A 25,791-nucleotide genomic window follows, 5' to 3' on the forward strand; every position below is an offset into this window, starting at 1 on the left:
GCTCGCGAATAAATCGAAAGCACCACGGGGTGTCAGGTTTTCGCTTAATCGTTGACGACCATCGCTAGCAAGTTAGCTCCTGGGGAATGCATTCCAGGGAGCTACCGTAGGCGGTGGTTTTTTTTGTCTTAATCTCAATATGTGGGATGCTAATTTATATATTGAGATTTTGCGGCGCGTCGGTTTATAGTCCCGCCCACTCACTGCCAAAAACCAAAACAGGTGAAGCGATGCAGGCGCAATTGATCGCGCTCGACTGGGGGACAACCTCATTACGTGCTTACAAACTGGCCGAAGGCGGGCAGGTGCTCGAACAGCGTTCGCTGGCGTCGGGGATCATGCAGTTGCCCAAGACGCCGCGAATCATCGGCGGCCGGGAATGCACCGACGGTTTTGAACTGGCTTTCGATGAGGCATGCGGTGACTGGCTCGATGCCCAGCCGCAATTGCCGGTGATTGCCTGTGGCATGGTCGGCAGCGCCCAGGGCTGGTGCGAAGCGGCGTACCGCGACACGCCGGCGAACGTCGCCACGCTCGGCACTTCCTTGCAAACCGTGCGCAGCCTGCGCGGCGTCGATGTGCACATCGTGCCCGGCGTCATCGAGCGTTCACGTCTGCCGAACGTGATGCGCGGCGAAGAAACCCAGGTGCTCGGTGTGCTGCAAAACCTGCCGGGCGAGGCGAGCGCGGACCTGCTGATCGGCCTGCCGGGCAGTCATTCGAAATGGGTGGAAGTGGCCGACGGCTGCATCGTGCATTTCGACACTTTCATGACCGGCGAAGTCTTCGCCGTGCTCAGCGAGCACAGCATTCTCGGGCGCACCCAGCAGCGTGGCGGGTCTTTCGAGGGGGACGCGTTTGATCGTGGCGTGCAGGTCGCGTTGTCGGCGGACGGTGAAACCGGTCCGCTGTCGACCCTGTTCAGCGCCCGTAGCCTGGGCCTGACCGGCGAATTGAGCGCCACCGCTCAGACAAACTACCTGTCCGGCCTGCTGATCGGCCATGAGCTGGCGGCCCTGGCCAATGTCCAGCGGCGTCGGCGCAACAGCGTGCACCTGCCGTCGATCATCCTTATCGGCAATACCCAACTCTGTGCCCGCTACCGCCGTGCGCTCGACGCCTGCGGCTTTACCCGGGTGACCCTGGCCGAACAGGCCACCGAACGCGGATTGTGGCAACTGGCGCTCGCCGCCGGTCTGGTCTCGTCCACCGCATCCCGTTAAACCTGCCTGGAGGTCTGACATGCTCAAACAAGCGCTGGCGCAAAACGGCCTGATCGCGATCCTGCGCGGCTTGCGTCCACAGGAAGCTGCCGCTGTCGGCGAGGTCCTGTACGCCGCCGGATTTCGCGTCATCGAAGTGCCGCTCAATTCCCCAGAACCGTACGACAGTATCCGCATCCTGCGCAGTACCTTGCCTGCCGATTGCCTGATCGGTGCCGGCACGGTGCTGACGCCGGAACAGGTCGAACGGGTGAAAGCGGCGGGGGGCCAGGTGATCGTCATGCCCCATAGCGACCCGAAGGTCCTGCGTGCGGCGAAAGCGGCGGGGCTGTCTCTGTCGCCCGGTGTCGCCACGCCGACCGAAGCCTTCGCGGCGCTGGCCGAAGGCGCGGACATCCTCAAGCTGTTCCCGGCCGAGCAAATGGGGCCGGCAGTCGTCAAGGCCTGGCTGGCGGTACTGCCGGCCGGGACGATTCTGGCGCCGGTCGGTGGCATTACCCCGGACAACATGCAGGTGTTTATCGACGCGGGCGTCAAAGGTTTCGGCCTCGGCTCCGGTCTGTTCAAACCGGGCATGACGCCTGCGCAGGTGGCGGCCAATGCCAAGGCCTATGTCGCTGCCTGGAAAGCCCTTCGCTAAGACTTTTTGGCGCTGCGAGCGCTGCATCCATAAGAGAGACAACAGATGAAAATCACCAAATTGACCACCTTCATCGTTCCGCCACGCTGGTGCTTCCTCAAGGTCGAAACCGACGAGGGCGTCACCGGTTGGGGCGAGCCCGTGGTCGAAGGCCGCGCCCACACCGTTGCCGCTGCCGTCGAAGAATTGTCCGACTACCTGATCGGCAAGGACCCGCGCAACATCGAAGACATCTGGACCGTGCTCTATCGCGGCGGCTTCTACCGTGGCGGTGCGATCCACATGAGCGCCCTGGCCGGTATTGATCAGGCCTTGTGGGACATCAAGGGCAAGGCGCTGGGCGTGTCGGTCAGCGATCTGCTGGGTGGTCAGGTGCGGGACAAGATTCGCGTGTATTCGTGGATCGGCGGCGACCGCCCGGCGGACACGGCGCGTGCTGCCAAAGAAGCTGTCGAGCGCGGTTTCACTGCGGTGAAAATGAACGGCACCGAAGAGCTGCAATTCCTCGACACCTTCGACAAGGTCGACCAGGCCCTAGCCAATGTCGCCGCCGTGCGCGATGCGGTCGGCCCGAACGTCGGCATCGGCGTGGACTTCCATGGCCGGGTGCACAAGCCCATGGCCAAGGTGCTGATGAAGGAGCTTGATCCGTACAAGCTGATGTTCATCGAAGAGCCTGTGCTGAGCGAAAACTACGAAGCGCTGAAAGAACTGGCACCACTGACCAGCACACCGATTGCCCTCGGCGAGCGCCTGTTCTCGCGCTGGGATTTCAAGCGCGTGCTCAGCGAAGGCTACGTCGACATCATCCAGCCGGATGCGTCCCACGCCGGTGGTATCACCGAAACCCGCAAGATCGCCAACATGGCCGAAGCCTACGACGTGGCGCTGGCGTTGCATTGCCCGCTGGGGCCGATTGCCCTGGCGGCATGTCTGCAACTGGACGCGGCTTGTTACAACGCATTCATCCAGGAGCAGAGCCTGGGCATCCATTACAACGAGAGCAACGACCTGCTCGACTACGTGAAAGACCCACGGGTGTTCGACTACGACCAGGGCTTTGTGAAGATCCCGAACGGCCCGGGCCTGGGCATCGAGATCAACGAGGAATACGTGATCGAACGCGCCGCCATCGGCCACCGCTGGCGCAACCCGATCTGGCGCCATGCCGATGGCAGTTTTGCCGAGTGGTGAGTCACTGACACACCACTGAGTCCTGTGGGAGCGAGCCTGCTCGCGAAGACGATGGTGCATTCAACATTGATGTTGCCTGACACACCGCATTCGCGAGCAGGCTCGCTCCCACAGTTTGATCTCCATGGATAGAGGGATCTGCGTTCCCCCGGTTTTCTCATTGACCTCAATAACCATAAGAAGAGGCACCCCCATGCAACCGCAAACCCTCACCGGGCAGGCGTCCTTGGTGACGCCCAGCCGCAAGCGTTTTTTCATCATGGTGCTGTTGTTCATCACGGTGGTGATCAACTACCTGGACCGCAGCAACCTGTCGATTGCCGCCCCGGCATTGACCAGTGACCTGGGCATCGACCCGATTCATGTCGGCCTGATCTTCTCTGCCTTCGGCTGGACCTACGCCGCCATGCAGATCCCCGGCGGCTGGCTGGTAGACCGGGTCCCGCCACGCATCCTGTACACGGCAGCGCTGCTGCTGTGGTCGATTGCCACCGTGATGCTCGGCTTCGCTGGTAGCTTCATCGCGCTGTTCGTGTTGCGCATGGCGGTCGGCGCCCTGGAAGCGCCGGCCTATCCGATCAACAGCCGCGTGGTCACCACCTGGTTCCCCGAGCGCGAGCGTGCCACGGCCATCGGTTTCTACACCTCCGGGCAATTCGTCGGCCTGGCCTTCCTGACACCGGTGCTGGCTTGGCTGCAGCACGAATTCGGCTGGCATATGGTGTTCGTCACCACCGGCGCGGTAGGCATTCTGTGGGCAGTGATCTGGTACGCGGTGTATCGCGAGCCGCGGGACTTCAAAGGCGCCAATCAGGCGGAGATCGACTTGATCTGCGAGGGCGGCGGGCTGGTGGATATCCAGGCCGAACAGGCCAAGGTCAAAGCCAAATTCAGCTGGACTGACCTTGGCATTGTCCTGACCAAGCGCAAGCTCTGGGGCATCTACCTCGGCCAGTTCTGCCTCAACTCGACCCTGTGGTTTTTCCTGACGTGGTTCCCGACCTACCTGGTGAAATATCGCGGCATGGATTTCATCAAGTCCGGCCTGTTGGCGTCGCTGCCGTTTCTCGCGGCCTTTGTCGGCGTACTGTGCTCCGGTTTCTTCTCGGACTTTTTGATCCGTCGCGGTTACACGGTGGGTTTCGCCCGCAAGTTACCGATCATCAGCGGCTTGCTGATTTCCACCTCGATCATCGGCGCCAACTTCGTTGAGTCGACGCCACTGGTGATTGCCTTCCTCGCGCTGGCATTCTTCGGCAACGGCCTGGCTTCGATCACCTGGTCACTGGTGTCGACGCTCGCCCCGGCGCGTTTGCTCGGGCTGACCGGCGGGGTGTTCAACTTCATCGGCAACCTGGCGGCCATTGCCACGCCGATCGTGATCGGCTTCCTCGCCACGGGTGATTCCTTTGCCCCGGCAATCACCTACATCTCGGTGCTGGCATTGATTGGCGCACTGTCCTACATCTTGCTGGTGGGCAAGGTCGAGCGTATCAAGTTGTAGTCGTGGCACGCGGGCGACCATAATGCCGCCCGTTCACTCGCTCAACGGTAAAGGCTGGATATGCAGGAAGACGCCCCAAAAATCGCCAAGGACGCCGCACCGACCGGCACCCAGACCCTGCTTCGCGGTTTGGGTGTGGTTCATGCCGTGGCCAGCGGCGCCCGCGATCTCAAGGAAATCGCCCGGCTGATCGGCACCACGCGCAGCACCACCCATCGCCTGGCCAGTTGCCTGGTGGACGAGCGTTACCTGCGGGTGGTGCCGCAAGTCGGCTATCTGCTGGGGCCGAAACTGATCGAGTTGGGGTTTCAGGCCCGTGAAGAGTTGCCATTGGTGACCCTGGCCGGGCCGTATCTGGATGAGTTGTCGGCGTTGACCGGCGACACCATTCATCTGGCGATCCGTGAAGGCGACGAAGTGCTGTACCTGCACAAGAACCCGGGGCGCAATGGCCCGGAAATGCGTTCGCGGGTCGGCCATCGCATGCCGCTGGCGCGCACCGGGATCGGCAAGGCGCTGATGCTCGATGATTCGCCGCAAGAGTGGCAGCGCCTGTACGAAGTCAGCCTGCCGGTGGGTGGAAAAAACCAGTTCTGGCCGCAGCACCCGGAGCAATCCTGGGAGCAGTTCGAGCAGCGCATGGTCGAGTACGTGGCCGGCGGCTACGCCTTCGATCTGGAAGATAACGAGCCGTCGATCCGTTGCGTGGCGGCGCCGGTGCGCGATGCCAGCAAGCGCATCGTTGCCGGCATCAGCATCGCCAGTACCGTGCCGTACATGCCGCTGGAAAAAATGGCCGAGCTGATTCCACTGATCAAAGGTGTTACGGCGCGGCTCTCGGCGGAGTTGGGCGCCAAAATCTGACCTCAGGCAGCAACCCTTGTGGGAGCGAGCCTGCTCGCGAAAGCAATCTGTCAGTTAATGCCAGTGTCGACTGACGGGACGCTTTCGCGAGCAGGCTCGCTCCCACATGGGGTTTGTGTTGTTGCATAAATGCCAGGCAACAAAAAGGCCCCCATTCGGGAGCCTTGATGTTCAGCGGTAGGCTTACATGTTCGGGTAAGTCGGGCCGCCAGCGCCTTCCGGCGTCACCCAGGTGATGTTCTGTGCAGGATCCTTGATGTCGCAGGTCTTGCAGTGAACGCAGTTCTGGGCGTTGATCTGGAAGCGCTTCTCGCCGTCTTCCTTGGTGATCACTTCATACACGCCGGCCGGGCAGTAACGCTGGGCAGGCTCATCGTACAGCGGCAGGTTCTTGCTGATCGGGATGCTCGGATCGGCCAGCTTCAGGTGGCACGGCTGCTCTTCTTCGTGGTTGGTACCGGAGATGAACACCGAGCTCAGTTTATCGAAGCTGATCTTGCCGTCCGGTTTCGGGTAGTCGATCTTCTTGCAGTCGGCCGCCAGTTTCAGGCAAGCGTAATCCGGCTTGGTGTCGTGCAGGGTGAACGGCAGTTTGCCGCCGAAGATGTTCTGGTCCAGCCAGTTGAAGCCGCCACCCACGATGGCGCCGAACTTGTGGATCGCCGGGCCGAAGTTGCGGCTGGCGAACAGTTCGTCGTAGAGCCAGCTCTTCTTGAACGCGTCGACGTAGGTGGTCAGCTCTTCGCTGCCGTCCTTCTCTGCGAACAGTGCGTCAGCCACCGATTCAGCAGCGAGCATGCCGGACTTCATCGCGGTGTGGCTGCCCTTGATCTTGGCGAAGTTCAGGGTGCCGAGGTCGCAACCGATCAGCGCGCCGCCCTTGAAGACCATCTTCGGCAGCGAGTTCAGGCCACCCTTGCAGATCGCACGGGCGCCGTAGCTGATGCGCTTGCCGCCTTCCAGGTACTGCTTGAGCACCGGGTGATGTTTGAGGCGCTGGAACTCGTCGAACGGCGACAGGTAGGTGTTGCTGTAGGACAGGTCGACGATCAGGCCGACGACGACCTGGTTGTTTTCCAGGTGATAGAGGAACGAGCCACCGGTGTTCTCGGTGCCCATGATGTCCATCGGCCAACCGGCGGTGTGCACCACCAGGCCTGGCTGGTGTTTGGCCGGGTCGACTTCCCAGATTTCCTTCAGGCCGATGCCGTAGTGCTGGGCGTCGGCATCGCTGTCGAGGTTGAAGCGCTTGATCAGTTGCTTGCCGATATGGCCACGGCAACCTTCGGCGAACAGCGTGTATTTGCCACGCAGTTCCATGCCCGGGGTGTACAGGCCTTCTTTCGGATGGCCTTCGCGGTCGACACCCAGGTCACCGGTGATGATCCCGCGCACCACGCCGTTCTCGTCGATCAGCGCTTCCTGAGCGGCGAAGCCCGGGTAGATTTCCACGCCCAGGTTCTCGGCCTGCTGGGCCAGCCAGCGGCACAGGTTGCCCAGGGAGATGATGTAGTTGCCTTCGTTGTGCATGGTCTTGGGCACAAAGAAGTCTGGAACTTTCTGCGCGCTTTCAGCGTTCTTCAGCACGAAGATGTCGTCACGGGTGACGGGAGTGTTCAGCGGCGCGCCGAGTTCTTTCCAGTCCGGGAACAGTTCGTTCAGGGCGCGTGGTTCGAACACGGCACCGGACAGAATGTGAGCACCGACTTCGGAGCCTTTTTCGACCACGCAGACGCTGATTTCCTTACCGGCTTCGGCGGCCTTCTGCTTCAAGCGGCAGGCGGCGGAAAGACCAGCGGGGCCGGCACCGACGATGACGACGTCGAATTCCATGTATTCGCGTTCCACAGGTTATCTCCTACTCAAGGCTCAACAGTTTTTTTCTAATTTGGAGGTTGGGTGTCGCATCCATGAATTCCGGCGCAACGCCGAAAGCGGACAATCGATTGACCACCTTTCTCTTTGGGTGGCGCATTATATCTACACCACTCTCAGCGTCCAATACAAACGTTTGTTTGAATTGGCTCAAAGCCAGAGAAATCAAAGTCACGCGCCTTATGAACGGCCATTTTGGCGTATTGACCGGAATAGGCGTTCCGGTCAAGATACGGGCGGTTTTGCGCTCGCCGTAGGCTGGCAGTTGGTTTCAAGAGCACCTCTAAAGACAGGGCGATGGCAGTAGAGAGTGATGCGCCGTGCGGGTTTGGCGCGAAGTTTACACGCCGTGACGTTGAATGACTCGTCAGTCACCACTGACGAATGGTCATGCAGATCATGAGTGATGGTCACTTGACACGTTAGCCGGCGTTTTTAGAGGTGCCCTTGCGCCCGATGAGCATCAACCGCCAGGTTCGCCTAGGCGACTTTCTTTTCACCGGAGAGTAACGAGGAATCCATGAAGGTTCTTGTAGCTGTCAAACGCGTTGTGGATTACAACGTCAAGGTTCGCGTCAAGGCGGACAATTCCGGCGTCGATCTTGCCAACGTCAAGATGTCGATGAACCCGTTCTGCGAGATCGCCGTGGAAGAAGCCGTACGCCTGAAAGAGAAAGGTGTTGCGACTGAAATCGTCGTCGTCTCCGTCGGCCCGTCCACCGCTCAAGAGCAACTGCGCACCGCGCTGGCTCTGGGTGCCGACCGCGCCATCCTCGTCGAGTCCGCCGAAGACCTGACTTCCCTGGCCGTTGCCAAGCTGCTCAAGGCTGTTGTCGACAAGGAACAGCCTCAGCTGGTGATCCTTGGCAAACAGGCCATCGACAGCGACAACAACCAGACTGGCCAGATGCTCGCTGCACTGAGCGGCTACGGTCAGGGCACGTTCGCTTCGAAAGTCGAAATCAGCGGTGACAGCGTTGCCGTGACTCGCGAAATCGACGGCGGCGCGCAGACAGTTTCCCTGAAACTGCCGGCCATCGTCACCACCGACCTGCGTTTGAACGAGCCGCGCTACGCGTCTCTGCCGAACATCATGAAAGCCAAGAAGAAGCCTCTCGAAGTGCTGACTCCGGACGCTTTGGGCGTTTCCACCGCCTCCACCAACAAGACCCTGAAAGTCGAAGCGCCGGCTGCACGCAGCGCGGGTATCAAGGTCAAGTCGGTGGCTGAACTGGTCGAGAAACTGAAAAACGAAGCGAAGGTAATCTAAATGACTATCTTGGTTATTGCTGAACACGACAACAAAGTGCTGGCCCCGGCCACGCTGAACACCGTTGCTGCCGCCGCCAAAATCGGTGGTGACATCCACGTTCTGGTTGCAGGCCAGGGCGCTGGCGCCGTGGCGGAAGCCGCTGCGAAAGTCGCTGGCGTGGCTAAAGTGCTGGTAGCCGATAACGCTGCCTACGCTCACCAACTGCCGGAAAACGTTGCTCCACTGGTTGCCGAACTTGGCAAGGGCTACAGCCACATCCTGGCTGCCGCCACTTCCAACGGCAAAAACATCCTGCCGCGCGTTGCCGCTGCACTGGACGTTGACCAGATTTCCGAGATCATCTCGGTAGAAAGCGCTGACACCTTCAAGCGTCCAATCTACGCCGGTAACGCCATTGCTACCGTTCAGTCGAACGCTGCAGTGAAAGTGATCACCGTGCGTGCCACCGGTTTCGACCCGGTTGCCGCTGAAGGCGGTTCGGCTGCCGTTGAAGCCGTTGGCGCTGCCCACGACGCTGGCATCTCCAGCTTCGTCGGCGAAGAACTGGCCAAGTCCGATCGTCCGGAACTGACCGCTGCCAAGATCGTCGTTTCCGGCGGGCGCGGCATGCAGAACGGCGACAACTTCAAACACCTGTACGCCCTGGCCGACAAGCTGGGCGCTGCCGTGGGTGCTTCGCGCGCCGCGGTCGACGCAGGTTTTGTTCCGAACGACATGCAGGTCGGTCAGACCGGCAAGATCGTTGCTCCACAGCTGTACATCGCCGTCGGTATCTCCGGCGCGATCCAGCACCTGGCCGGCATGAAAGACTCCAAAGTGATCGTTGCGATCAACAAGGACGAAGAAGCGCCGATCTTCCAGGTGGCCGATTACGGCCTGGTGGCGGACCTGTTCGAAGCCATCCCCGAGTTCGAGAAGCTGGTCTAAACCGGCGGCTTGACTTATAAAGAGCCCGGCCTTTTGGCCGGGCTTTTTTTTGCTCTCTGTAGGAGCGAGCTTGCTCGCGATGGGCGTTAACGATGATGCGTTCATTCTGAAAAAACGCGGCGCATTGACGTCCATCGCGAGCAAGCTCGCTCCTACAGGAGGCATAACCGGGTATGAGTGGAGTGTGAAGCCATGGATTTGCGCCTTGTGTGGAGCTTGCTGGGATTGACGCTGTTGCCGGCGCTGTCTTTCGCCGCAGGCAAATGCGAACGCCTGGTGGTCACCGGCAGCCCCGATGCGCCGCCGTACCTTTGGCAAGACCCGCAAGATCCCAAACACCTGATCGGTGCCAGTGCCGATTTGTTGCAGCAAGTGGCGGGGGAGTTGGGGCTCAAGGTCGAACTGCTGTATGCCGGCAAACGCGCCCAGGCCCTGGACGAAGTGCGCAGCGGACGCATGGACATGCTGGCGGACGCGACGTTGACCGTCAGTGAGCTGGAAACCCTGGATTACATCCATCCACCTTTGCTGGAAAACGACTACCTGGTCTGGACGCGCAAGGATTCGACACTGGTCTACAACCAAGCACCCGATCTGCACGGCCATCCGGGTGCCGTGTCGGAACGGGCTCGATTGACCCCGCAATTCAGCACTTTTGCCGCACAGCAGTTAACCCTCGCGCGCACGTCCAGCCTGACCCTGGCCTTTCAGAAGCTGTTGTTGGGCGAAGTCGAATTTGTCCTGGCCGGACGTTACTCGGGCATGGCGACTGCACAGACACTGGGCATGGCCGGTGATCTGATCGCACGTTCGCAACCGGTCGACAAGCCTGGCCTGTTCCTGGCGATTTCCCACAACTCAGCCTGCAACGATCCGTGGTTGCGCGGACAGTTGGCCAAAAAGATGACAGAATTGCCCGCGTCCGGACTGACGGAGGCCGTTCTGCTGCGCAATATCGAACGTTGGAAGGCACAACGCTCACAACCGCAGCAACCCTCGCAACAACCCGTCAGTACCCCAAAACAGTAGGGATATTTAGTGAGTATTCGACCTCTTTTCGCTGCCGTGGCCATTGTCGCCCTGGCGGGTTGTGCAACCGATCCGGCGCCGAATGAACAAATGCGCCTGACCGAACAGGCACTCGAACAGGCCAAGGCCGTGGGTGCCACCGCCGACGATGTGCCGGAAATGAAACTGGCCGAGGACAAGTACAATCGCGCCAAGGGCAACATGACTGATCAATCGTTCAAGAATGCGCGCATGCGCGCCGAACAGGCCGAACTGGATGCGCGCCTGGCTGAGGCCAAGGTGCTGACGGCCAAGAGCGAGGAACAGTTGAACGTGCTTAACACCCGCATCGCCCGTCTGCAAAAGCAACTGGGAGATGCTCAATGAGCCTCAAGAGCAAAACCCTCGGCGGTTTGATCCTGGCCGCCAGCCTGTCTGGTTGCGTCAGCCAGCACAGCGAGAGCGCGTTGCAGCAGGCTGGAACCGACTTTCAGAAGGTCAAGGAAGACTCCAATGTGCTGCGAATCGCCCCCAAGGACGTGATCCGCGCCGGTGAGTCCCTGGCCCGTGCCGACCGCCTGTCCAGCTATTGGGGCAGTGGTTCGGACGTGGTGCATTACGCCTACCTGAGCCAGCGCTATAGCGCCATTGCCCGGGAACACACCAATCAGGCGCTCAACGAAGAAAAAGCGGCAAAACTCGAACTGGAACGGCAGCGTCTGCAACTGGCATTGCGTGAGTCCAAACTGTTCAGTGTGCAGCAGCAAGGCAAATGGCTCGAAGAGCAGATCCTGGCATTGACCACCTCCCAGACCGACCGCGGTCTGGTGATGACGTTGGGCGACATGCTGTTCGACACCGGCGAAGCGGAATTGAAACCTTCGGCCAACCGCGTGGTGTTGAAGATCGTGCAGTTCCTGCAACTCAACCCCAAGCGTGTGGTGCGGATCGAAGGTTACACGGACAGTACCGGGGGCAAGCAGGAAAACCTCAAGCTGTCTCGCGACCGCGCACAATCGGTGGCTGACGTGCTGATGGATCTGGGCATCGATGACAAGCGCATCCAGGTCGAAGGTTATGGCGACGAGTATCCCGTGGACGCGAATGCGTCGGAACGGGGCCGTGCGCAGAACCGTCGGGTGGAAATTGTGTTTTCCGACGAAAACGGCCAGCTCGGCGCCGCCCGGTAGGGTGTGCGTCGATGGAAAACCCGGCCTGCCATGCAGCGCCGGGTTTTTTTACGCCTGCCGATTACCGCACAAAACAGTACAGATTTTGCTGACACTGCACTGTACGGTCGACTATTGTGGTAACTGTCCCCGTACACTTCTAAACTGTTCCGGTATTGTTTTACACAAGAATAAAATGCCCGTGAAATCGAGTGCTGCGTCATGACCAATCTTTTGCTCTATCAACGTATTGCTCAACAACTGGCCGAAGACATCCGCCGAGGGGTCTATCAGCCGGGAGAGCGCGTGCCTTCGGTGCGCAAGATGAGCTCGCAGCTCAATGTCAGTCATGCGACGGTGTTGCAGGCGTATGCCAATCTCGAAGATCAGGGGCTGATCCGCGCCCGGCCGCAGTCGGGTTACTACGTGCACCAGACGCCGGCACTCACGGCGCCGACGCCGGACATCGCCCGGGTCGAGCGCCCCGGCCTGGTCACCCGTAGCAGCATCATTCAACAAGTGCTGGTCGAATCCCGTCGTGAAGGTGTCTTTCCGCTGGGTGCGGCGGTGCCGAGTGTCGACTATTTACCGGTGCGGGCGCTGCATCAGCAATTGGCCAAAGTCACTCGTTTCCATAGCCCGCGGGCCTTCAGTTACATGTTCAGCCCCGGTTTCGAGCCGTTGCGCCGACAGGTGGCGATCCGCATGCGCGATGCCGGCGTGGTGGTCGATCCGTCGGAAGTGGTGATCACCCACGGCTGCGTCGATGCGCTGCAGATGTCCTTGCGCGTGCTGACCCGTCCGGGCGATCTGATTGCTGCCGAGTCGCCGACCTATTACGGGTTGCTGCAACTGGCCGATCTGTTGGGCCTCAAGGTCATCGAGATCCCCAGCGATCCGGCCACGGGCATGAGCCTGGAAGCCCTGCAACTGGCAGCCAACCAGTGGTCGATCAAGGCGTTGGTGCTGACCACCCGGCTGAGTAACCCGTTGGGCGGCACCATGCCTGAAGAGCGGCAGAAACAACTGCTGCGCCTGGCGTCGGACTTCGATATCCAGATTGTCGAAGACGATATCTACGGTGAGCTGATGTTCGAGCAGGGACGCACCAAATCCCTCAAGGCCTATGACCGGCTGGACCGGGTGATCTATTGCTCAAGCTTCTCGAAAACCCTGTCACCCGGGGTGCGGATCGGCTGGATGATTGCCGGCAAGTATCAGCAGGAAATCCAGCGCTTGCAGACCTTCAGCACGCATTCAGCGTGTAGCGTGACCCAGATGGGAATTGCCGCTTACCTGGAGAATGGCGGGTATGACCGGCATTTGCGCTTTATCCGTCAGGAGTACCGCAAGAACCTCAGTGCCTTCCAGCTGGCCGTACAGCAGTATTTCCCGGAAGGCACGCAGATGACCCGGCCTACCGGTGGCTTCATTCTGTGGGTCAGTCTGCCGGGGCGGGTCAACACCCAGGAGTTGCACGTGCGGGCATTGCAGCAGGGCATCAGTATTGCGCCCGGGCTGATCTTCAGTAATACCGAGCAATTCAATCACTGCATTCGCCTCAATTGCGGCACGCCCTGGAATCGTGAAGCCGAGCGCGCGTTGATGACCCTTGGCATGCTGGCCACCCAACTCTGCCAGGAGATGGCTGGCAGTTTGTAATAGTCTGCTACTGCGCTTGTCTTGTGGGCTGCAACAGGCGAGCATAGACACCTCTGCCGTTTGCACCCACCGTTGGATACATGAAACCGACTTTTCCTGCCGCCTGGCTTTTGCTCTGCCTGATTGCGAGTATTCAGCCGGTATCCGTCGTTGCCGCCACTGAGCAGGATCAGCAGGCCACCGGCAGTTTCCACGTCGCACCGATAGAAACCGCTCCAGCAAAAAAAGCCTCGCCGGCCAAAAAACCGGCGACGCCCGCGAAAAAACGCCCACCCATTGCTTCCAAATCGAAACCGGCCAGCGAAGTGGTAAAGACCGAGCTTCCATCCGCCAAGCTGGACCTGAGCTTGCCCAAGGATATGGTTCAGGAACTCAAGCCGGTCGGAACGGTGCCGTTGTCCAAGCGCGAACCGCTGCTGCCCCAGATGTTCGGTGACAAAAGCGGCAGCAGCCCGTTCCAGCTCAACGGCCGCCTGCTCAGCAATGAAATGCAGCTGCAACTGCGCAATGAAGAGCGCCGTGAGGTTGAAGGTGCAGCACTGGATTTCGAGTTCAAGCAGTAACGCCAGCAAGTTCCGCGAGCCGCAGAACAGACGCTTTGTCGGAGACTGGTCGGTCATGCCCGTTAACGTGGAAAAACCGGCTCGCAGGTAATTTAAAACAACTGTTTTAGCGGGTACTCTGTGCCCCGTCCTTTTACACATTGCTCGTCGCGAGGAGCTTGTCGTCATGAAATGCCGTGAGGGCTGTGGCGCTTGTTGCATTGCCCCGTCCATCAGTTCACCGATCCCCGGTATGCCCAACGGCAAGGCCGCGGGGCAGCGTTGCCTGCAACTTTCCGCCGATAACCTGTGCAATATTTTCGGCCAGCCGGAACGGCCGGCGGTGTGTTCTGCCTTCGAGGCCGACCCCGAGGTGTGCGGAAGCAGCAGCGAAGAAGCCATTCGGCTGATTGGCTGGTGGGAGCAAATGACGGCGGCGTGATGTGTGGGCTCGCACCTGTGATCACCTCCAAAAGACCTGACGGAGATCGAAGGTGCAAACCCAACGAACGGAACTTCAACAATAAGGAATAAGACTATGGGTTCGCTGCATCGTATGGCTGTACTGTGTGGTTTGACGGTTGTGCTGGCTACCACGACGGCCCAGGCCGAAGACTGGAAAATCGCGAAAAACGAAGACGGCATCAAGGTCTCCCTGAGTGAAGTGGCCGGGTCCGATTACAAGGCCTACCAGGGCGTTACGCTAATGAAAACCACCATTGCCAAGCTGCGTGCGTTGCAGGATGACGTGTCCGGAGCCTGCGCCTGGATTCACGAATGCAAAACCCAGAAGTTGCTCAAGCACGAAGGTGACCAGAGCTGGACCTACACTCAGTTCAACACCCCATGGCCGGTTACTCCGCGTGACTCGGTGCTGCACATCACCACCACCGAAGGTGCCGATGGCAGCCTGACCCGCAAGCTCGAAGGCGTACCGAAATACCTTCCTGAAGAAAAAGGCTTCGTCCGGGTTGCCAGGATCGACGGTTTCTGGAAGTTCGTACCCAAGGGCGACCAGATCGAAGTGACCTATCAGGTGCACACCGAACCGGGCGGCAGCGTGCCGTCGATGGTGGCTAACAAGTTCGTGGTGGATGCCCCGTTCAATACCTTGAAAGCCCTCAAGGAACGCGCCGAGAAGTAACGGCGTGCTGCTATAAAGATGACTTCGCAGCGCCCCGACCGGTTCGGGGCGTTTGCGTTTTTGGCCGGGCAGGGCGCTTTAATTTGTTTCCGGATATGCGTTGCACGAAATTTTCACCAGGTCTCCAAGACAATTCACCGGCTCTCCCGCCACACGCAGCGTATTCCTGAATGCAGGATGAAACAGTCGGGATGAGGGTAGTAATCAATGGCAATACAGCCGTTGATCGTGCAACATTTGCGCACCGCGCAAACCCCCGGGCCTTGTACGGGCCGAAAAGAGGGCCAGGCGCAGCTGTATTTTTTGAAACTTCAACTTCCAATGGGTCCTAAAACGACATGGCAATCCCGGACGCCCTGAATCAGCAGCGAGCCTTTAGTCGCCTGCTGCAACCGACCGTCAAATCGCATTTGGCCTACACGCTGTTGTGTGCACTGGTCATGATGGTCATGTTCAGCCTGCTGCGCGTCGCGCTGCTGGTTTACAACCGCTCGATGATCCTCGATACACCGGCTTCGACCTTCCTTGAGGCATTCGCCAACGGTCTGCGTTTCGACCTGCGTCTGGTGGTCTATCTCAGTATTCCGTTGCTGCTGTCATTGTTCAGTGTCCGGGCCATGGCCGCACGCGGGCTGTTCCGTCTCTGGCTGACAGTCGTCTCCAGCATTGCGCTGTTCCTGGGCCTGATGGAGATGGACTTCTATCGTGAGTTCCACCAGCGCCTCAACGGCCTGGTCTTCCAGTACGTCAAGGAAGATCCGAAAACCGTGATGAGCATGCTCTGGTACGGTTTCCCCGTGGTCCGCTACCTGCTGGCATGGGCCGTGGGCACCTGGATCCTGAGCCTGGCGTTCAAGGGCGCAGACCGTGCGACCCGCCCTCGTGGCCCGTTCAGTGGCGGCAGCATCGGCACTCGCCAGGTTGCGCCGTGGTATGCACGCGTTGGCGTGTTCGTGGTTTGCCTGCTGATCTGCGTCGTCGCGGCCCGTGGCACCTTGCGTCAAGGCCCGCCGATGCGCTGGGGTGATGTTTACACCACAGATTCCAACTTCGCCAACCAGTTGGGTCTCAACGGTACGCTTTCTCTGGTCGCCGCCGCCAAGAGCCGGATGTCCGAGGATCGCGACAATATCTGGAAGGCGACCCTGCCTCAGCCACAAGCCCAGCAAGTGGTGCGTGACATGCTGGTGGTACCGGCCGATAAACTGGTGGATGCCGACACCGCAGCGGTACGTCGCGATTACACCCCGCCGGCCGACAAGACCCTGCCGGTCAAGAACGTCGTTGTGATCCTGATGGAAAGCATGGCCGGTCACTCGGTGGGCGCGCTGGGCGGGCCGGGCAACATCACGCCGTACCTCGACAAACTGTCAAAGGAAGGCTTGCTGTTCGACCGCTTCTTCTCCAACGGCACCCATACCCACCAGGGCATGTTCGCCACCATGGCCTGCTTCCCGAACCTGCCGGGCTTCGAATACCTGATGCAGACCCCGGAAGGCAGTCACAAGCTGTCTGGGCTGCCGCAGTTGCTCAGTGCCCGTGACTTCGACGACGTGTATGTCTACAACGGCGATTTCGCCTGGGACAACCAGTCGGGTTTCTTCAGCAACCAGGGCATGACCAACTTCATCGGTCGTAACGATTTTGTGAACCCGGTGTTCTCTGATCCGACCTGGGGCGTGTCCGACCAGGACATGTTCGACCGTGGCCTGGTCGAACTCAAGGCGCGGGAAAACGGCAAGCCGTTCTATGCCTTGCTGCAAACCCTGTCCAACCACACGCCTTACGCCTTGCCGACGCCATTGCCGGTCGAGCGCGTAACCGATCGTGGCAACCTGAACGAACACCTGACCGCCATGCGTTACTCGGACTGGGCACTGGGCCAGTTCTTTGAAAAGGCCCGCAAGGAGCCGTACTTCAAGGAAACCCTGTTTGTCATCGTCGGTGACCACGGTTTTGGTAACGAACAGCAGATCACCGAGATGGACCTGGGCCGCTTCAACGTGCCAATGCTGATGATCGCGCCGGGCATCCAGGAAAAATTCGGCCAGCGTGACCACACCGTGGGCACCCAGATCGACATCGTGCCGACCATCATGGGCCGCATCGGTGGCGAAGTGCGCCATCAATGCTGGGGACGCGATCTGCTTGACCTGCCGGAGGGCGATGCCGGTATTGGTGTGATCAAGCCGTCGGGCAGCGAGCAGACCACGGCTATCCTCACCGCCGACCAGGTTCTGGTCCTGCCGAAGGACAAGGACATGGCGCCGAAGTTGTATCAGTATGAATTGGGTGCCAAGCCTCGCGCCGAAGTCATTGCTGACGCGCCGCGTACCGCCGAGTTGAAACTCAAGCTCGAAGCGTTCCTGCAAACAGCGACCAAGAGCCTGCTGGACAACACCGCGGGTGTCGTTGACGGCACTCCGGACTAAGTATTCAGTCAGGTCTTGCTGCCTGACCTCAGGCAACAAAAAATCAGAATCCGATGCCTGCACAGGCATCGGATTTTTTTATGTTTGCCGGGTGGCGAAGAACCGCAACCAAGGGCAATACCTGTCAACTCTGACAGTAGACACCCTTGGGGTTTGGGGATTTCATACAGGTGCTTCGGGTACCTGATCCAACGTTTGTAACAGCGACGTTGAGAGCGGGCAGTGTCGCAAGGATGAGTGTCTGTCTGTTCCTGTCTCTTTGGCTTTCGTGCCATGTCTTGGTGATGCTGTGGAACCGCACTGGAAGACATTCCAATAGAAACGCCGGGGGTGGCTTTGGCGCTTTTCTGGCCTGCCGCTTCGGTTCAGGTGGTTCGCCGCAGGACATCGAATCAACAGATTTGTCCACTGGGTTGAAGCACTTGTCTAACGAGTGAGGCTCGCTTCATGAACAAGTCTGTCGGTGTGCTTCGTTTGCTGTGGCTCGCGTGTCTGGTGGCGCTCGCCGCTGTCATCGCTTGGGTGGCGTTCACCAGAACATCAGAGTCCACGCCCTCACCTCAGTCCTGTACCGCACCCGCTTATGCGGAGGGCACGCTCTATGAACAAGGGCAACAGGTACAGCACAAGGGCCAACAGTTTGAATGCTGGAAAGACGACGAGGCACCGCTTGGTATCGGCAGTTGGCAATGGTGCAGGCAACCGGCCTATGAGCCACTCCTTCCAACCAACCACTGGAAAGACGCGTGGAAGGACCTCGGTGAATGCGGTGGTTTCGAAGGCAATCGCCTTACGCTGAGCTTTGCCACCCTTGGCGGCAAAGCACCCCTGAAACCGGCGGTGCCCGGTGTCGCTCGCGCTGATCAGATGGTCACCGGGACTCTGCGCTGCAAGGCCGAAGAAATTTCGATCAGGGCGAAGGCCAGCGAAACGATCCACCTCGATAATCTGAAAGCCTGCGACTACCAATTGGTGATGAACAGCGCCGATGGATACATCCCGCTGAACACGCCGCGCATTGTCACGTTCAAGGAGGCGCAAGGGGCAGAGCAAGCCGTGACGGTGACGTATCGCCCACCGGTGGATGTGAGCAAGCTCAGTGGTTTGCCGGGGGTGAAAATCGAGCTGTTTGCCCAGGGGCTTGTTCAACCCAGGCAGATGGCCATGGGCAAGAACGTATTGTATGTCGGCTCCAGTGCAATCCCTTCGTACGTCTATGGCGGAAAAATCGGCGACATGATCTACGCGTTGCCACTGGATGGGGCGGGTAAACCGACGGGCATTCATGTCATTGCCAGCGGTCTGGAAGAGCCCCACGGCGTGGCGTATCGCGACGCTGATCTGTATTACTCGACCACGGGTGGTCTGTATCGCTTGCGTAACGCGGACGATCATTACAAAGACCCGAAACCCGAACGGGTCTTTAGCTTTCCGGCAGACGACAACCTGTTTCCCTTGCCCCCTCTGTCGTCCGGTTCCAACACTCGCATCTGGCACATGAAGCACCCCTTGCGCTTCAATCCACTCGATCCATCAGACAAGTGGCTTTATACAGCGGTCGGCATTCCGTGCAACTTGTGCATGATTCCTGCCGACAAGCGCTATGGGACGGTCTTGCGCTACTCCCCGGAAACGGGGGCGTCCGAGATTCTGGCCTCGGGGGTGCGTAACTCTGTCGGCTTCGACTGGAACCCCAAGGACGGCAAAATATGGTTCAGCGACAATAATCGCCAAGGCTTCCCCAACCCTGATGAGGTCAACTTTATCCGCAGCCCCGGGTTGCATTTCGGCGTGCCTTATCGGTTTGGCAAGGACACGCCCGGATTCACTCAGGAGGAGTACCTCAACCCGGGTGTGATCCAGCCGCCGCTGGTGCCCGGTGCCATTGTGTCCGACAAGTCGCTCGAGCAGATCAACCCCGCTGATTATGTGCCGGCAGCTTTTGAGTCGGGCACCAACACGGCGCCGCTCGGGGTCAAGTTCTGGTCAGGTTACCCGGCCACCGAGAGGACCCAGCGTTTGCTGGTTGCCGTGCATGGTGCGGGCTCCACTGCCCGTCCAGGCATGGACATACAAATGCTGACCATCCAGGACGGTACGCGCGTGGTCAACCAGATCCCGCTGATCAATGGATTTGTGCAGGACCCGGAACGATTTGATGTCTATTGCCTGGACAGCTCGTGCATTGGGCGCCCCGTCGAGTTTCTTGAACTGGCGGATGGCAGCCTGCTGATCAGCGATGACGTCGCCGGGGTCATCTATCGCGTGCGCTATGACGCGACCGGGTTGCCGCAGACGCAGTTGGCGTTACGTCCAATGCTGTCACCTCCCGGCCTGGAAAACGAAATGATCAGTGGTTATCTGATTGCCCCCGACGGCAATAGTCGACTGGTGCAAATTTCATGGAATCCGTTAAACAATGAGTCTGCGCTGGTTCTCAATGGGTTGGCGTATGGTGAGTATCAGTTGCGCCTCAATGATGTGAAAAACTGGATTCCCGAGGTGCGCAACACAGCGTTAACGCTATCGGAAACCAGCAAGACTCATACGATCAACCTGCGTTATCGCGAGCGGCCGATCAAGCTTGAGGTCAAGGTGACGATCAAGGCACCGACCAGGCCTGTTTCCGTCACCGATGCCCAATGGCACGTCAGCCTGATTAACGAGGACCAGAGTAATGCTGAGCCACAGGTCATAAACATTCCATGGGGCGGGACTACGACGCAGCTCCTCGACTATGGCAAGTACAAGGTTATCTACCCGTTTTATCCGAAGGAAAAACCGCAGCCGGAACTGGAGACGGTGGTGATTGATGAGTCCAGCCAGGACCGGCAGCTGCCACTCGTCACTTACCAGCATGTCGAGAGCCTGGGCGAAACGGTCCTGGCGGGGGCCTGTACCAAGTGCCATGCGGTCGAGTACTTCAACAGCGCGAGTAAGGCCTTGCTCTGGAGCGTGGCGGGTCGGGACGCGTTGGTCAAACAAATCAAGACCATGCCGGTTTCAGGGCATTGCGACACCACCTGTGCGACTGAAATCAGTAATCACTTGTTCGACGTCGTCTGGAAACCTTACCTGGATCAGGACGAATCCTATGGCGCGCGGCAGTTGCGATTGCTGACGCCACATGAGTATGCCGCCACCGTCCTGGACATTCTGGGGGTTGAAGTCAATCCCGAGAAGCTGCCGGCCGACAAGTCCGAAAAAGACTTCAAGTACCCTGGGGAAGCGAACATGGGCGTTCTGCAGGCAGAGGACGTCAAACTGTTTTACGACATGGCATTGTCGGTGGCAGAAAAGGTTTCGCCATCGCGGTTGAGCGCGCTGGCAACCTCCCGGGCAGGCACCGATCTGGTCACCTCCCTGGGCTATCAGTTGTTCCGACGGCCTGTCACTGACGCCGAGCGGTTGCGTTACCAGAAAATCCTCGACGAGCAAGGGGCACCGGCTGCAATCACCGCTCTGATGATGTCGCCGAACTTTCTCTATCGCTCGGAGTTGGGAGTGGAGTCAGCATCGGCAAGCAAGGTGTATCAGCTCACACCGTTCGAGGTAGCCACTGCGCTCTCTTACGGGTTCCTGGGCACGACGCCGGATGTTGAGCTGCTGGCCAAGGCGCAGCGCAACGAACTGCAGACCTCACAACAGATCGCTGCAGAAATTCAGCGAATGATGCAAACCGATCGCGGCATCGAGCAGTTCAACCGCTTCGTCAGCTATTACGTCAAAACGGTTCGAGGCGTCCAGGAAAAACCGGGACTGACCAGACACATGATTGAGCTCATGACGCAGGAGCAGTATCTGCTGAGCAAAAATATGCTGCTGGGTTCCGGCACCCTGAACGAGTTGTTCAACCCCGGCTACACCTATTTGAATCAGGACCTGGCCGCGCATTATGGCATCAGCGGTGTCACGGGCAGCACGATGCAAAAGGTTGTGGTGGACGAAAAACGGGGAGGGTTGTTGCATCTGGGGCTGACTCAAGCTGCCACGTCAGACTTGGTGAGTACCTCATTGGTCAAGCGTGGAATCATGATTCGTGAGCAGATGTTCTGCCGTGAGTTCGGTGCCCCGGTGGAGGCCGATCCGACAGAACCGGTTTATCCGCCTCGCGCCATTACCACCCGTGAGCATTGGGACCTGGTCAACGGCGAGCAAGCCTCAGGTGGACGCTGCTGGCAGTGCCATCAATACATGAATGACACAGGGTCGTCGATGGAGCATTACGACGCGGCTGGTCGTTATCGCACTCAGGAAAAGGCCCACAACTATAACCAGTATCCGCAGATGTTGCCGATCAAGGCCTCCGGTCCGTTCATCAGTCTGGCCGGCACCGAGCAGGTCGATGATGTCCGGGATGTCGCAAGAATTGTCTCGCGTAACCCGGCATCACAGTTCTGCATGGCCGACAGTTACTTCCGGTTTGTGTTCGGCAACAAATCGGATGAATCGACCTCCGGGACAGTGAAGGCGATTGCCGATGGCTTGAAAACTTCAGGCTCCCTGGCAGAAATGTTGCGAACCCTGGGGACTTCCAAGGCGTTCATCTACAAAACCGAGAGGAATTGATCATGGGCATTTTGAAAAGTCGTCGGCGTTTTCTCGCTGGCCTGGCTGCGGCAGGTGTCTTCGGTCCTCTGACTCAATTCGGTTTGGCGCGCATGGCTTTGGCCGGGCAAACACAGCAAGCCAAGTTGAAGGTTGTATTTGTGGTGGTCCCCGACGGACTGGCGGTGGACTCCTACAATGGCGGTGCTTTTGGTGATGGGCGCGGATTGTGGCATCCCGATGTACAGGGGAGGACGGATACCACGGCCTTTACGCTCAATGAAGTCAGTTCAGAGCTGGCCGCCTATCGCAACCAGTCGTTGTACCTGCGCGGGATTATTCTGGGGCCGGGGAACGTGGGTCATGATGGCTGGAACTGGGTATTGCGTGATAGTGCAAGGAGTCAATCGTCTATTGACGTGTTGCTGGGGCAAGCGCTGCCGGGCACTGAGCCGTCCCACCGAAGTCTGTTTGCCGGCCCCCACGCCGGAATCGATGGAACGCCCTGGTTTGTGTCGTTTCAGGGACGTTCGATTCGTACCCCCTACCGTGACCCAATGCTGATGGCTGAATCATTGTTCAAGTCGCCCGCTCGGACTCGGCGCGCACTACAGCCCGGGGCCGGTGCGCTGCTGGAGGCATCCCTGGTGGATATCCGGGAACTCAAAGCCAGGCTTTCTACCGGCGAGCGGCAGAAGCTTGATACCCATCTCGACTCGGTGGAGCAGGTCATCAAGGACCTGGAGGAAACACGGCCGCCCGTGGGGGCATGTGAGCCGGTGACACTCGAGCCTCTGGATTACAGATCGGCAGCGCACCGAACCCGCATTCAGGCGGATCACCACAAAGTGGTGGCCACCGCCTTGGGTTGCGGGATAACCCGGGTCGCCACCCTTCAGATCGGGCGCTCGGCGGAGTCGCTCAATATCATTGATGTCAGTCCCGAGAGAAATCCCCACGATTGTGCTCACCGTCGCTCCGGGCAAGAACTCTGGAAGGGAACGCGGCAATGGTACGTTCGGCAGGTCAAACTGTTTATGGATGAACTGGCCCGGTACCAGGACCCGCACGTGCCCAGCGACAATCTGCTCCAACATACACTCGTCGTACTCACCAGCGAGATGGCCGATGGATCCCCTGAGCACATGATCGATATGCCGATGTTGTTAATGGGGGGGGCGAGCGGACTGTTGAAAAGCGGGGACGGTTCGGGACGGTACTTCAACATTACGTCGCAATTCGATCAAGAGCACCACGCAGGGAACCCGGTAATCGGCCAGAGATTCGTCGACATGCAGCGTATCTGGGCAACCGTAGCCAAGGCAGCCGGAACCAGCGTGCCTTACGGCGGCAATATCAATCCCCTCAGCGGGATATTCACTAACGTGTGAATCCGAACAACGATGCCAGTCAGATTGACTGGCATCGTTTTTTTCGCTGGTTTCTATCTGCTTGTCAGACTTTCATATCTTGCCGAGCAAGAGCAGGATCAACAGCACCACCAATACGACGCCGATGATTCCGGATGGGCCGTAACCCCAACTTCTGGAGTGCGGGAAGACCGGTAAACCCCCGATCAGTAACAGGATCAGAATGATGATCAGTATTGTGCCCATGTCTTTTTCCTTGTCGAAAATGCAGTGAAATGACCATGCCAATCAGGTCAGCGGGAATGAAGTAAATTCGAGCTGCTTAAAAATTCCGACTCATGCGACTGCAGGAAAATTCCAAGTTTTTTTGAAGTATTTCGGACAGGTTCTTATTTCTTTTGTGATGGCCTTAGTTGCTTGTGGCGCGCCCGCGGTTTGCTCGGGCCATTCAGCAATCTGATGGAGCGTGGGTCGGGCAACTTCCTTCGCTACACTCGATGCATCTTCCGAGAACAACAAGGCTGTTTGCTATGCAAAATCGCATGATGATCACTGGTGCAGGCTCTGGCCTGGGTCGCGAAATCGCGCTGCGCTGGGCGCGTGAAGGCTGGCAACTGGCCTTGTCGGACGTCAGCGAACCCGGTTTGCAGGAAACCCTGAAGTTGGTCCGTGAAGCCGGTGGCGATGGTTTTATCCAGCGCTGCGACGTGCGCGACTACAGCCAACTGACGGCGTTCGCCCAGGCCTGTGAGGTCAAGCTCGGCGGCATCGATGTCATCGTCAATAACGCGGGTGTAGCCTCTGGCGGCTTCTTCAGTGAGTTGTCCCTGGAGGACTGGGACTGGCAGATCGCGATCAACCTGATGGGCGTGGTCAAGGGCTGCAAGGCTTTCCTGCCGCTGCTGGAACAAAGCAAAGGCAAGATCATCAACATCGCGTCCATGGCCGCGCTGATGCAAGGCCCGGCGATGAGCAACTACAACGTGGCCAAGGCGGGCGTGGTGGCGTTGTCCGAAAGCCTGCTGATCGAGCTGGCGCATCAGGAAGTCGGCGTACATGTGGTGTGCCCGTCGTTCTTCCAGACCAACCTGCTGGACTCCTTCCGCGGCCCGACCCCGGCCATGAAGGCCCAGGTCGGCAAGCTGCTGGAAAGCTCGCCGATCAGCGCCGCCGACATCGCCGACTACATCTACCAGCATGTCGCTGCCGGCGAGTTCATGATCCTGCCCCACGAACAGGGCCGCATGGCCTGGGCGATCAAGCAGAAGAACCCGCAATTGCTCTACAACGAAATGACCGTCATGGCCGACAAAATGCGCGCCAAGGCCAGGCAATCCGCAAGCTGATCTTGCCCGCAGGCAGCACGGTCGTTAGGGTGGCCGCCATCGGCCATCCTTGCGAGACGCTTGCATGCTCAATTACCTGTGGTTTTTCCTCGCCGCGCTGTTCGAAATTGCCGGTTGCTTCGCCTTCTGGATGTGGCTGCGCCAGGGTAAAAGCATGTGGTGGGTGGTGCCGGCGCTCCTGAGCCTGACCCTGTTCGCCCTGCTGCTGACCCGTATCGAGGCCACCTACGCCGGCCGCGCCTACGCTGCCTACGGTGGCATCTACATCATTGCCTCGATTGGCTGGCTGGCCGTGGTCGAGCGGATTCGTCCGCTGGGGTCGGACTGGCTCGGCGTGGCGCTGTGTGTGATTGGCGCGAGTATCATCCTGTTCGGGCCGCGATTCTCCGCGTCCTGACAGCTCGTCCCTACAATCACCCGGCTTGTCGGACTTTTCCGTCAGTGGGATGGTTCAGGGGCTGTCAGTCCGGTCCGGTTTGCTGTCGGAGCATTGTAGGCGTACGACGGGCCGGGCATCTTCAGGGGCCAGTAATCCCTGAAGGACATTCCTTATGCTCGTACTCAGTCGCGTTGTGGGCGAAACCATTTCCATCGGTGACAACATTTGCGTGCGCGTTCTCGCGATCAACGGAAACCACGTTCGCTTTGGTGTCGAAGCGCCTCAGGACGTCAATGTGCACCGCGCCGAAATCTATGAACGCATCCAGAACAAACTGGCGAAAACCAAGGAACGCTGAAGCTTCAGTCAAACAGGTGCTTGGGCACGTCATGCTTGAGCATCAGTTGGCATTGCTCGCTTTCCGGGTCGAAGACAATCAGTGCCTGGCCCTTGGTCAGCGCCTGGCGCACGCGCAGAACGCGGGTTTCCAGCGGCGTGTCGTCACCGTTGTCGGTGCCGTCGCGGGTCACGAAATCCTCGATCAGGCGGGTGAGGGTGTCGACTTCAAGTTGGTCGTGGGGGATCAGCATAGGCACCTCGGTTGGATCAATGGCGCGATGCTACGGCGTATGGCCGGTATCGGCTAGCCTGGGATTTGATGTTGTCTGCACTGACGCCATCGCGAGCAAGC

Annotated in this window: 23 protein-coding genes; 20 read left to right on the forward strand and 3 right to left on the reverse strand. The window is 59.1% G+C overall.

All coding sequences use genetic code 11. From position 1 onward, the window contains the following. Positions 1 to 230 precede the first annotated feature (230 nt). From PPUTUW4_RS06725 to PPUTUW4_RS06745, 5 genes are all read left to right on the forward strand, one after another. The gene (locus tag PPUTUW4_RS06725) at positions 231 to 1,223 is read left to right on the forward strand and encodes a 2-dehydro-3-deoxygalactonokinase (protein WP_015093941.1); all 993 of its coding nucleotides are present in this window, start codon (positions 231 to 233) and stop codon (positions 1,221 to 1,223) included. A gap of 19 nt (positions 1,224 to 1,242) precedes the next feature. Further along, on the forward strand, positions 1,243 to 1,863 hold the full coding sequence (locus PPUTUW4_RS06730; protein ID WP_015093942.1) for a 2-dehydro-3-deoxy-6-phosphogalactonate aldolase: 621 nt from the start codon (positions 1,243 to 1,245) through the stop codon (positions 1,861 to 1,863). Positions 1,864 to 1,908: 45 nt separating this feature from the next. Further along, entirely contained in the window at positions 1,909 to 3,057 is a 1,149-nt protein-coding gene (gene dgoD / locus PPUTUW4_RS06735; protein WP_007977010.1) for a galactonate dehydratase, read from the forward strand. A 193-nt stretch (positions 3,058 to 3,250) separates the two neighbouring features. After that, complete coding sequence (locus PPUTUW4_RS06740) at positions 3,251 to 4,561, forward strand: MFS transporter (protein ID WP_015093943.1); 1,311 nt, start codon at positions 3,251 to 3,253, stop codon at positions 4,559 to 4,561. Between the two features lie 60 nt (positions 4,562 to 4,621). Next, the gene (locus tag PPUTUW4_RS06745) at positions 4,622 to 5,425 is read left to right on the forward strand and encodes an IclR family transcriptional regulator (RefSeq protein ID WP_015093944.1); all 804 of its coding nucleotides are present in this window, start codon (positions 4,622 to 4,624) and stop codon (positions 5,423 to 5,425) included. Between the two features lie 183 nt (positions 5,426 to 5,608). Here PPUTUW4_RS06745 and PPUTUW4_RS06750 read toward each other — a convergent pair whose 3' ends face one another. Beyond that, complete coding sequence (locus PPUTUW4_RS06750) at positions 5,609 to 7,273, reverse strand: electron transfer flavoprotein-ubiquinone oxidoreductase (RefSeq protein WP_015093945.1); 1,665 nt, start codon at positions 7,271 to 7,273, stop codon at positions 5,609 to 5,611. A gap of 547 nt (positions 7,274 to 7,820) precedes the next feature. On the opposite strand from PPUTUW4_RS06750, the gene PPUTUW4_RS06760 reads away from it, so the two are divergent. From PPUTUW4_RS06760 to PPUTUW4_RS06815, 12 genes are all read left to right on the forward strand, one after another. Beyond that, positions 7,821 to 8,570, forward strand: coding sequence for an electron transfer flavoprotein subunit beta/FixA family protein (locus PPUTUW4_RS06760; RefSeq protein WP_015093946.1), 750 nt, complete (start codon positions 7,821 to 7,823; stop codon positions 8,568 to 8,570). After that, a complete protein-coding gene (locus tag PPUTUW4_RS06765) occupies positions 8,571 to 9,500 on the forward strand; it encodes an FAD-binding protein (RefSeq protein ID WP_015093947.1) in 930 nt (309 codons plus the stop codon). A gap of 192 nt (positions 9,501 to 9,692) precedes the next feature. Next, positions 9,693 to 10,529, forward strand: coding sequence for a transporter substrate-binding domain-containing protein (locus PPUTUW4_RS06770; protein WP_015093948.1), 837 nt, complete (start codon positions 9,693 to 9,695; stop codon positions 10,527 to 10,529). Between the two features lie 9 nt (positions 10,530 to 10,538). Then, a complete protein-coding gene (locus PPUTUW4_RS06775; RefSeq protein ID WP_015093949.1) occupies positions 10,539 to 10,895 on the forward strand; it encodes a DUF4398 domain-containing protein in 357 nt (118 codons plus the stop codon). Then, complete coding sequence (locus PPUTUW4_RS06780; RefSeq protein WP_015093950.1) at positions 10,892 to 11,698, forward strand: OmpA family protein; 807 nt, start codon at positions 10,892 to 10,894, stop codon at positions 11,696 to 11,698. The genes PPUTUW4_RS06775 and PPUTUW4_RS06780 overlap by 4 nt, the downstream gene beginning before the upstream one ends. 201 nt (positions 11,699 to 11,899) lie before the next feature. Further along, the gene (locus tag PPUTUW4_RS06785) at positions 11,900 to 13,339 is read left to right on the forward strand and encodes a PLP-dependent aminotransferase family protein (protein ID WP_015093951.1); all 1,440 of its coding nucleotides are present in this window, start codon (positions 11,900 to 11,902) and stop codon (positions 13,337 to 13,339) included. 80 nt (positions 13,340 to 13,419) lie between these two features. Further along, positions 13,420 to 13,902: a hypothetical protein gene (locus PPUTUW4_RS06790; protein ID WP_015093952.1), complete on the forward strand. Its 483-nt coding sequence runs from the start codon at positions 13,420 to 13,422 to the stop codon at positions 13,900 to 13,902. 166 nt (positions 13,903 to 14,068) lie between these two features. Then, positions 14,069 to 14,323, forward strand: coding sequence for a YkgJ family cysteine cluster protein (locus tag PPUTUW4_RS06795; protein ID WP_007973695.1), 255 nt, complete (start codon positions 14,069 to 14,071; stop codon positions 14,321 to 14,323). 96 nt (positions 14,324 to 14,419) lie between these two features. Next, positions 14,420 to 15,025, forward strand: a complete 606-nt coding sequence (locus PPUTUW4_RS06800; protein WP_015093953.1) for an START domain-containing protein — start codon at positions 14,420 to 14,422, stop codon at positions 15,023 to 15,025. A gap of 338 nt (positions 15,026 to 15,363) precedes the next feature. Beyond that, a complete protein-coding gene (locus tag PPUTUW4_RS06805; RefSeq protein WP_015093954.1) occupies positions 15,364 to 17,457 on the forward strand; it encodes an LTA synthase family protein in 2,094 nt (697 codons plus the stop codon). A 447-nt stretch (positions 17,458 to 17,904) separates the two neighbouring features. After that, a complete protein-coding gene (locus tag PPUTUW4_RS06810; protein ID WP_015093955.1) occupies positions 17,905 to 22,026 on the forward strand; it encodes a DUF1592 domain-containing protein in 4,122 nt (1,373 codons plus the stop codon). Positions 22,027 to 22,028: 2 nt separating this feature from the next. Next, entirely contained in the window at positions 22,029 to 23,396 is a 1,368-nt protein-coding gene (locus PPUTUW4_RS06815) for a DUF1552 domain-containing protein (protein ID WP_015093956.1), read from the forward strand. Positions 23,397 to 23,468: 72 nt separating this feature from the next. On the opposite strand, the gene PPUTUW4_RS27840 is transcribed toward PPUTUW4_RS06815, so the two are convergent. Continuing rightward, positions 23,469 to 23,621, reverse strand: a complete 153-nt coding sequence (locus PPUTUW4_RS27840) for a DUF3309 family protein (RefSeq protein ID WP_018606531.1) — start codon at positions 23,619 to 23,621, stop codon at positions 23,469 to 23,471. A gap of 284 nt (positions 23,622 to 23,905) precedes the next feature. Here PPUTUW4_RS27840 and PPUTUW4_RS06825 point away from each other — a divergent pair, with 284 nt between their 5' ends. The 3 genes from PPUTUW4_RS06825 (at position 23,906) to csrA (ending at position 25,458) form a co-directional block, all read left to right on the forward strand. Further along, a complete protein-coding gene (locus tag PPUTUW4_RS06825; RefSeq protein ID WP_015093957.1) occupies positions 23,906 to 24,721 on the forward strand; it encodes an SDR family oxidoreductase in 816 nt (271 codons plus the stop codon). A 64-nt stretch (positions 24,722 to 24,785) separates the two neighbouring features. Then, positions 24,786 to 25,118 carry a YnfA family protein gene (locus tag PPUTUW4_RS06830; RefSeq protein WP_008004345.1) on the forward strand — a complete coding sequence of 111 codons (333 nt, stop codon included), beginning with the start codon at positions 24,786 to 24,788 and terminating at the stop codon, positions 25,116 to 25,118. A gap of 154 nt (positions 25,119 to 25,272) precedes the next feature. Then, positions 25,273 to 25,458, forward strand: a complete 186-nt coding sequence (csrA, locus tag PPUTUW4_RS06835) for a carbon storage regulator CsrA (protein ID WP_015093958.1) — start codon at positions 25,273 to 25,275, stop codon at positions 25,456 to 25,458. Positions 25,459 to 25,462: 4 nt separating this feature from the next. On the opposite strand, the gene PPUTUW4_RS06840 is transcribed toward csrA, so the two are convergent. Further along, positions 25,463 to 25,690: a YheU family protein gene (locus tag PPUTUW4_RS06840; protein ID WP_003199186.1), complete on the reverse strand. Its 228-nt coding sequence runs from the start codon at positions 25,688 to 25,690 to the stop codon at positions 25,463 to 25,465. Between the last annotated feature and the right edge of the window lie 101 nt (positions 25,691 to 25,791).

This window comes from Pseudomonas sp. UW4 (genome assembly GCF_000316175.1).
Classification (GTDB): domain Bacteria; phylum Pseudomonadota; class Gammaproteobacteria; order Pseudomonadales; family Pseudomonadaceae; genus Aquipseudomonas; species Aquipseudomonas laurylsulfatiphila.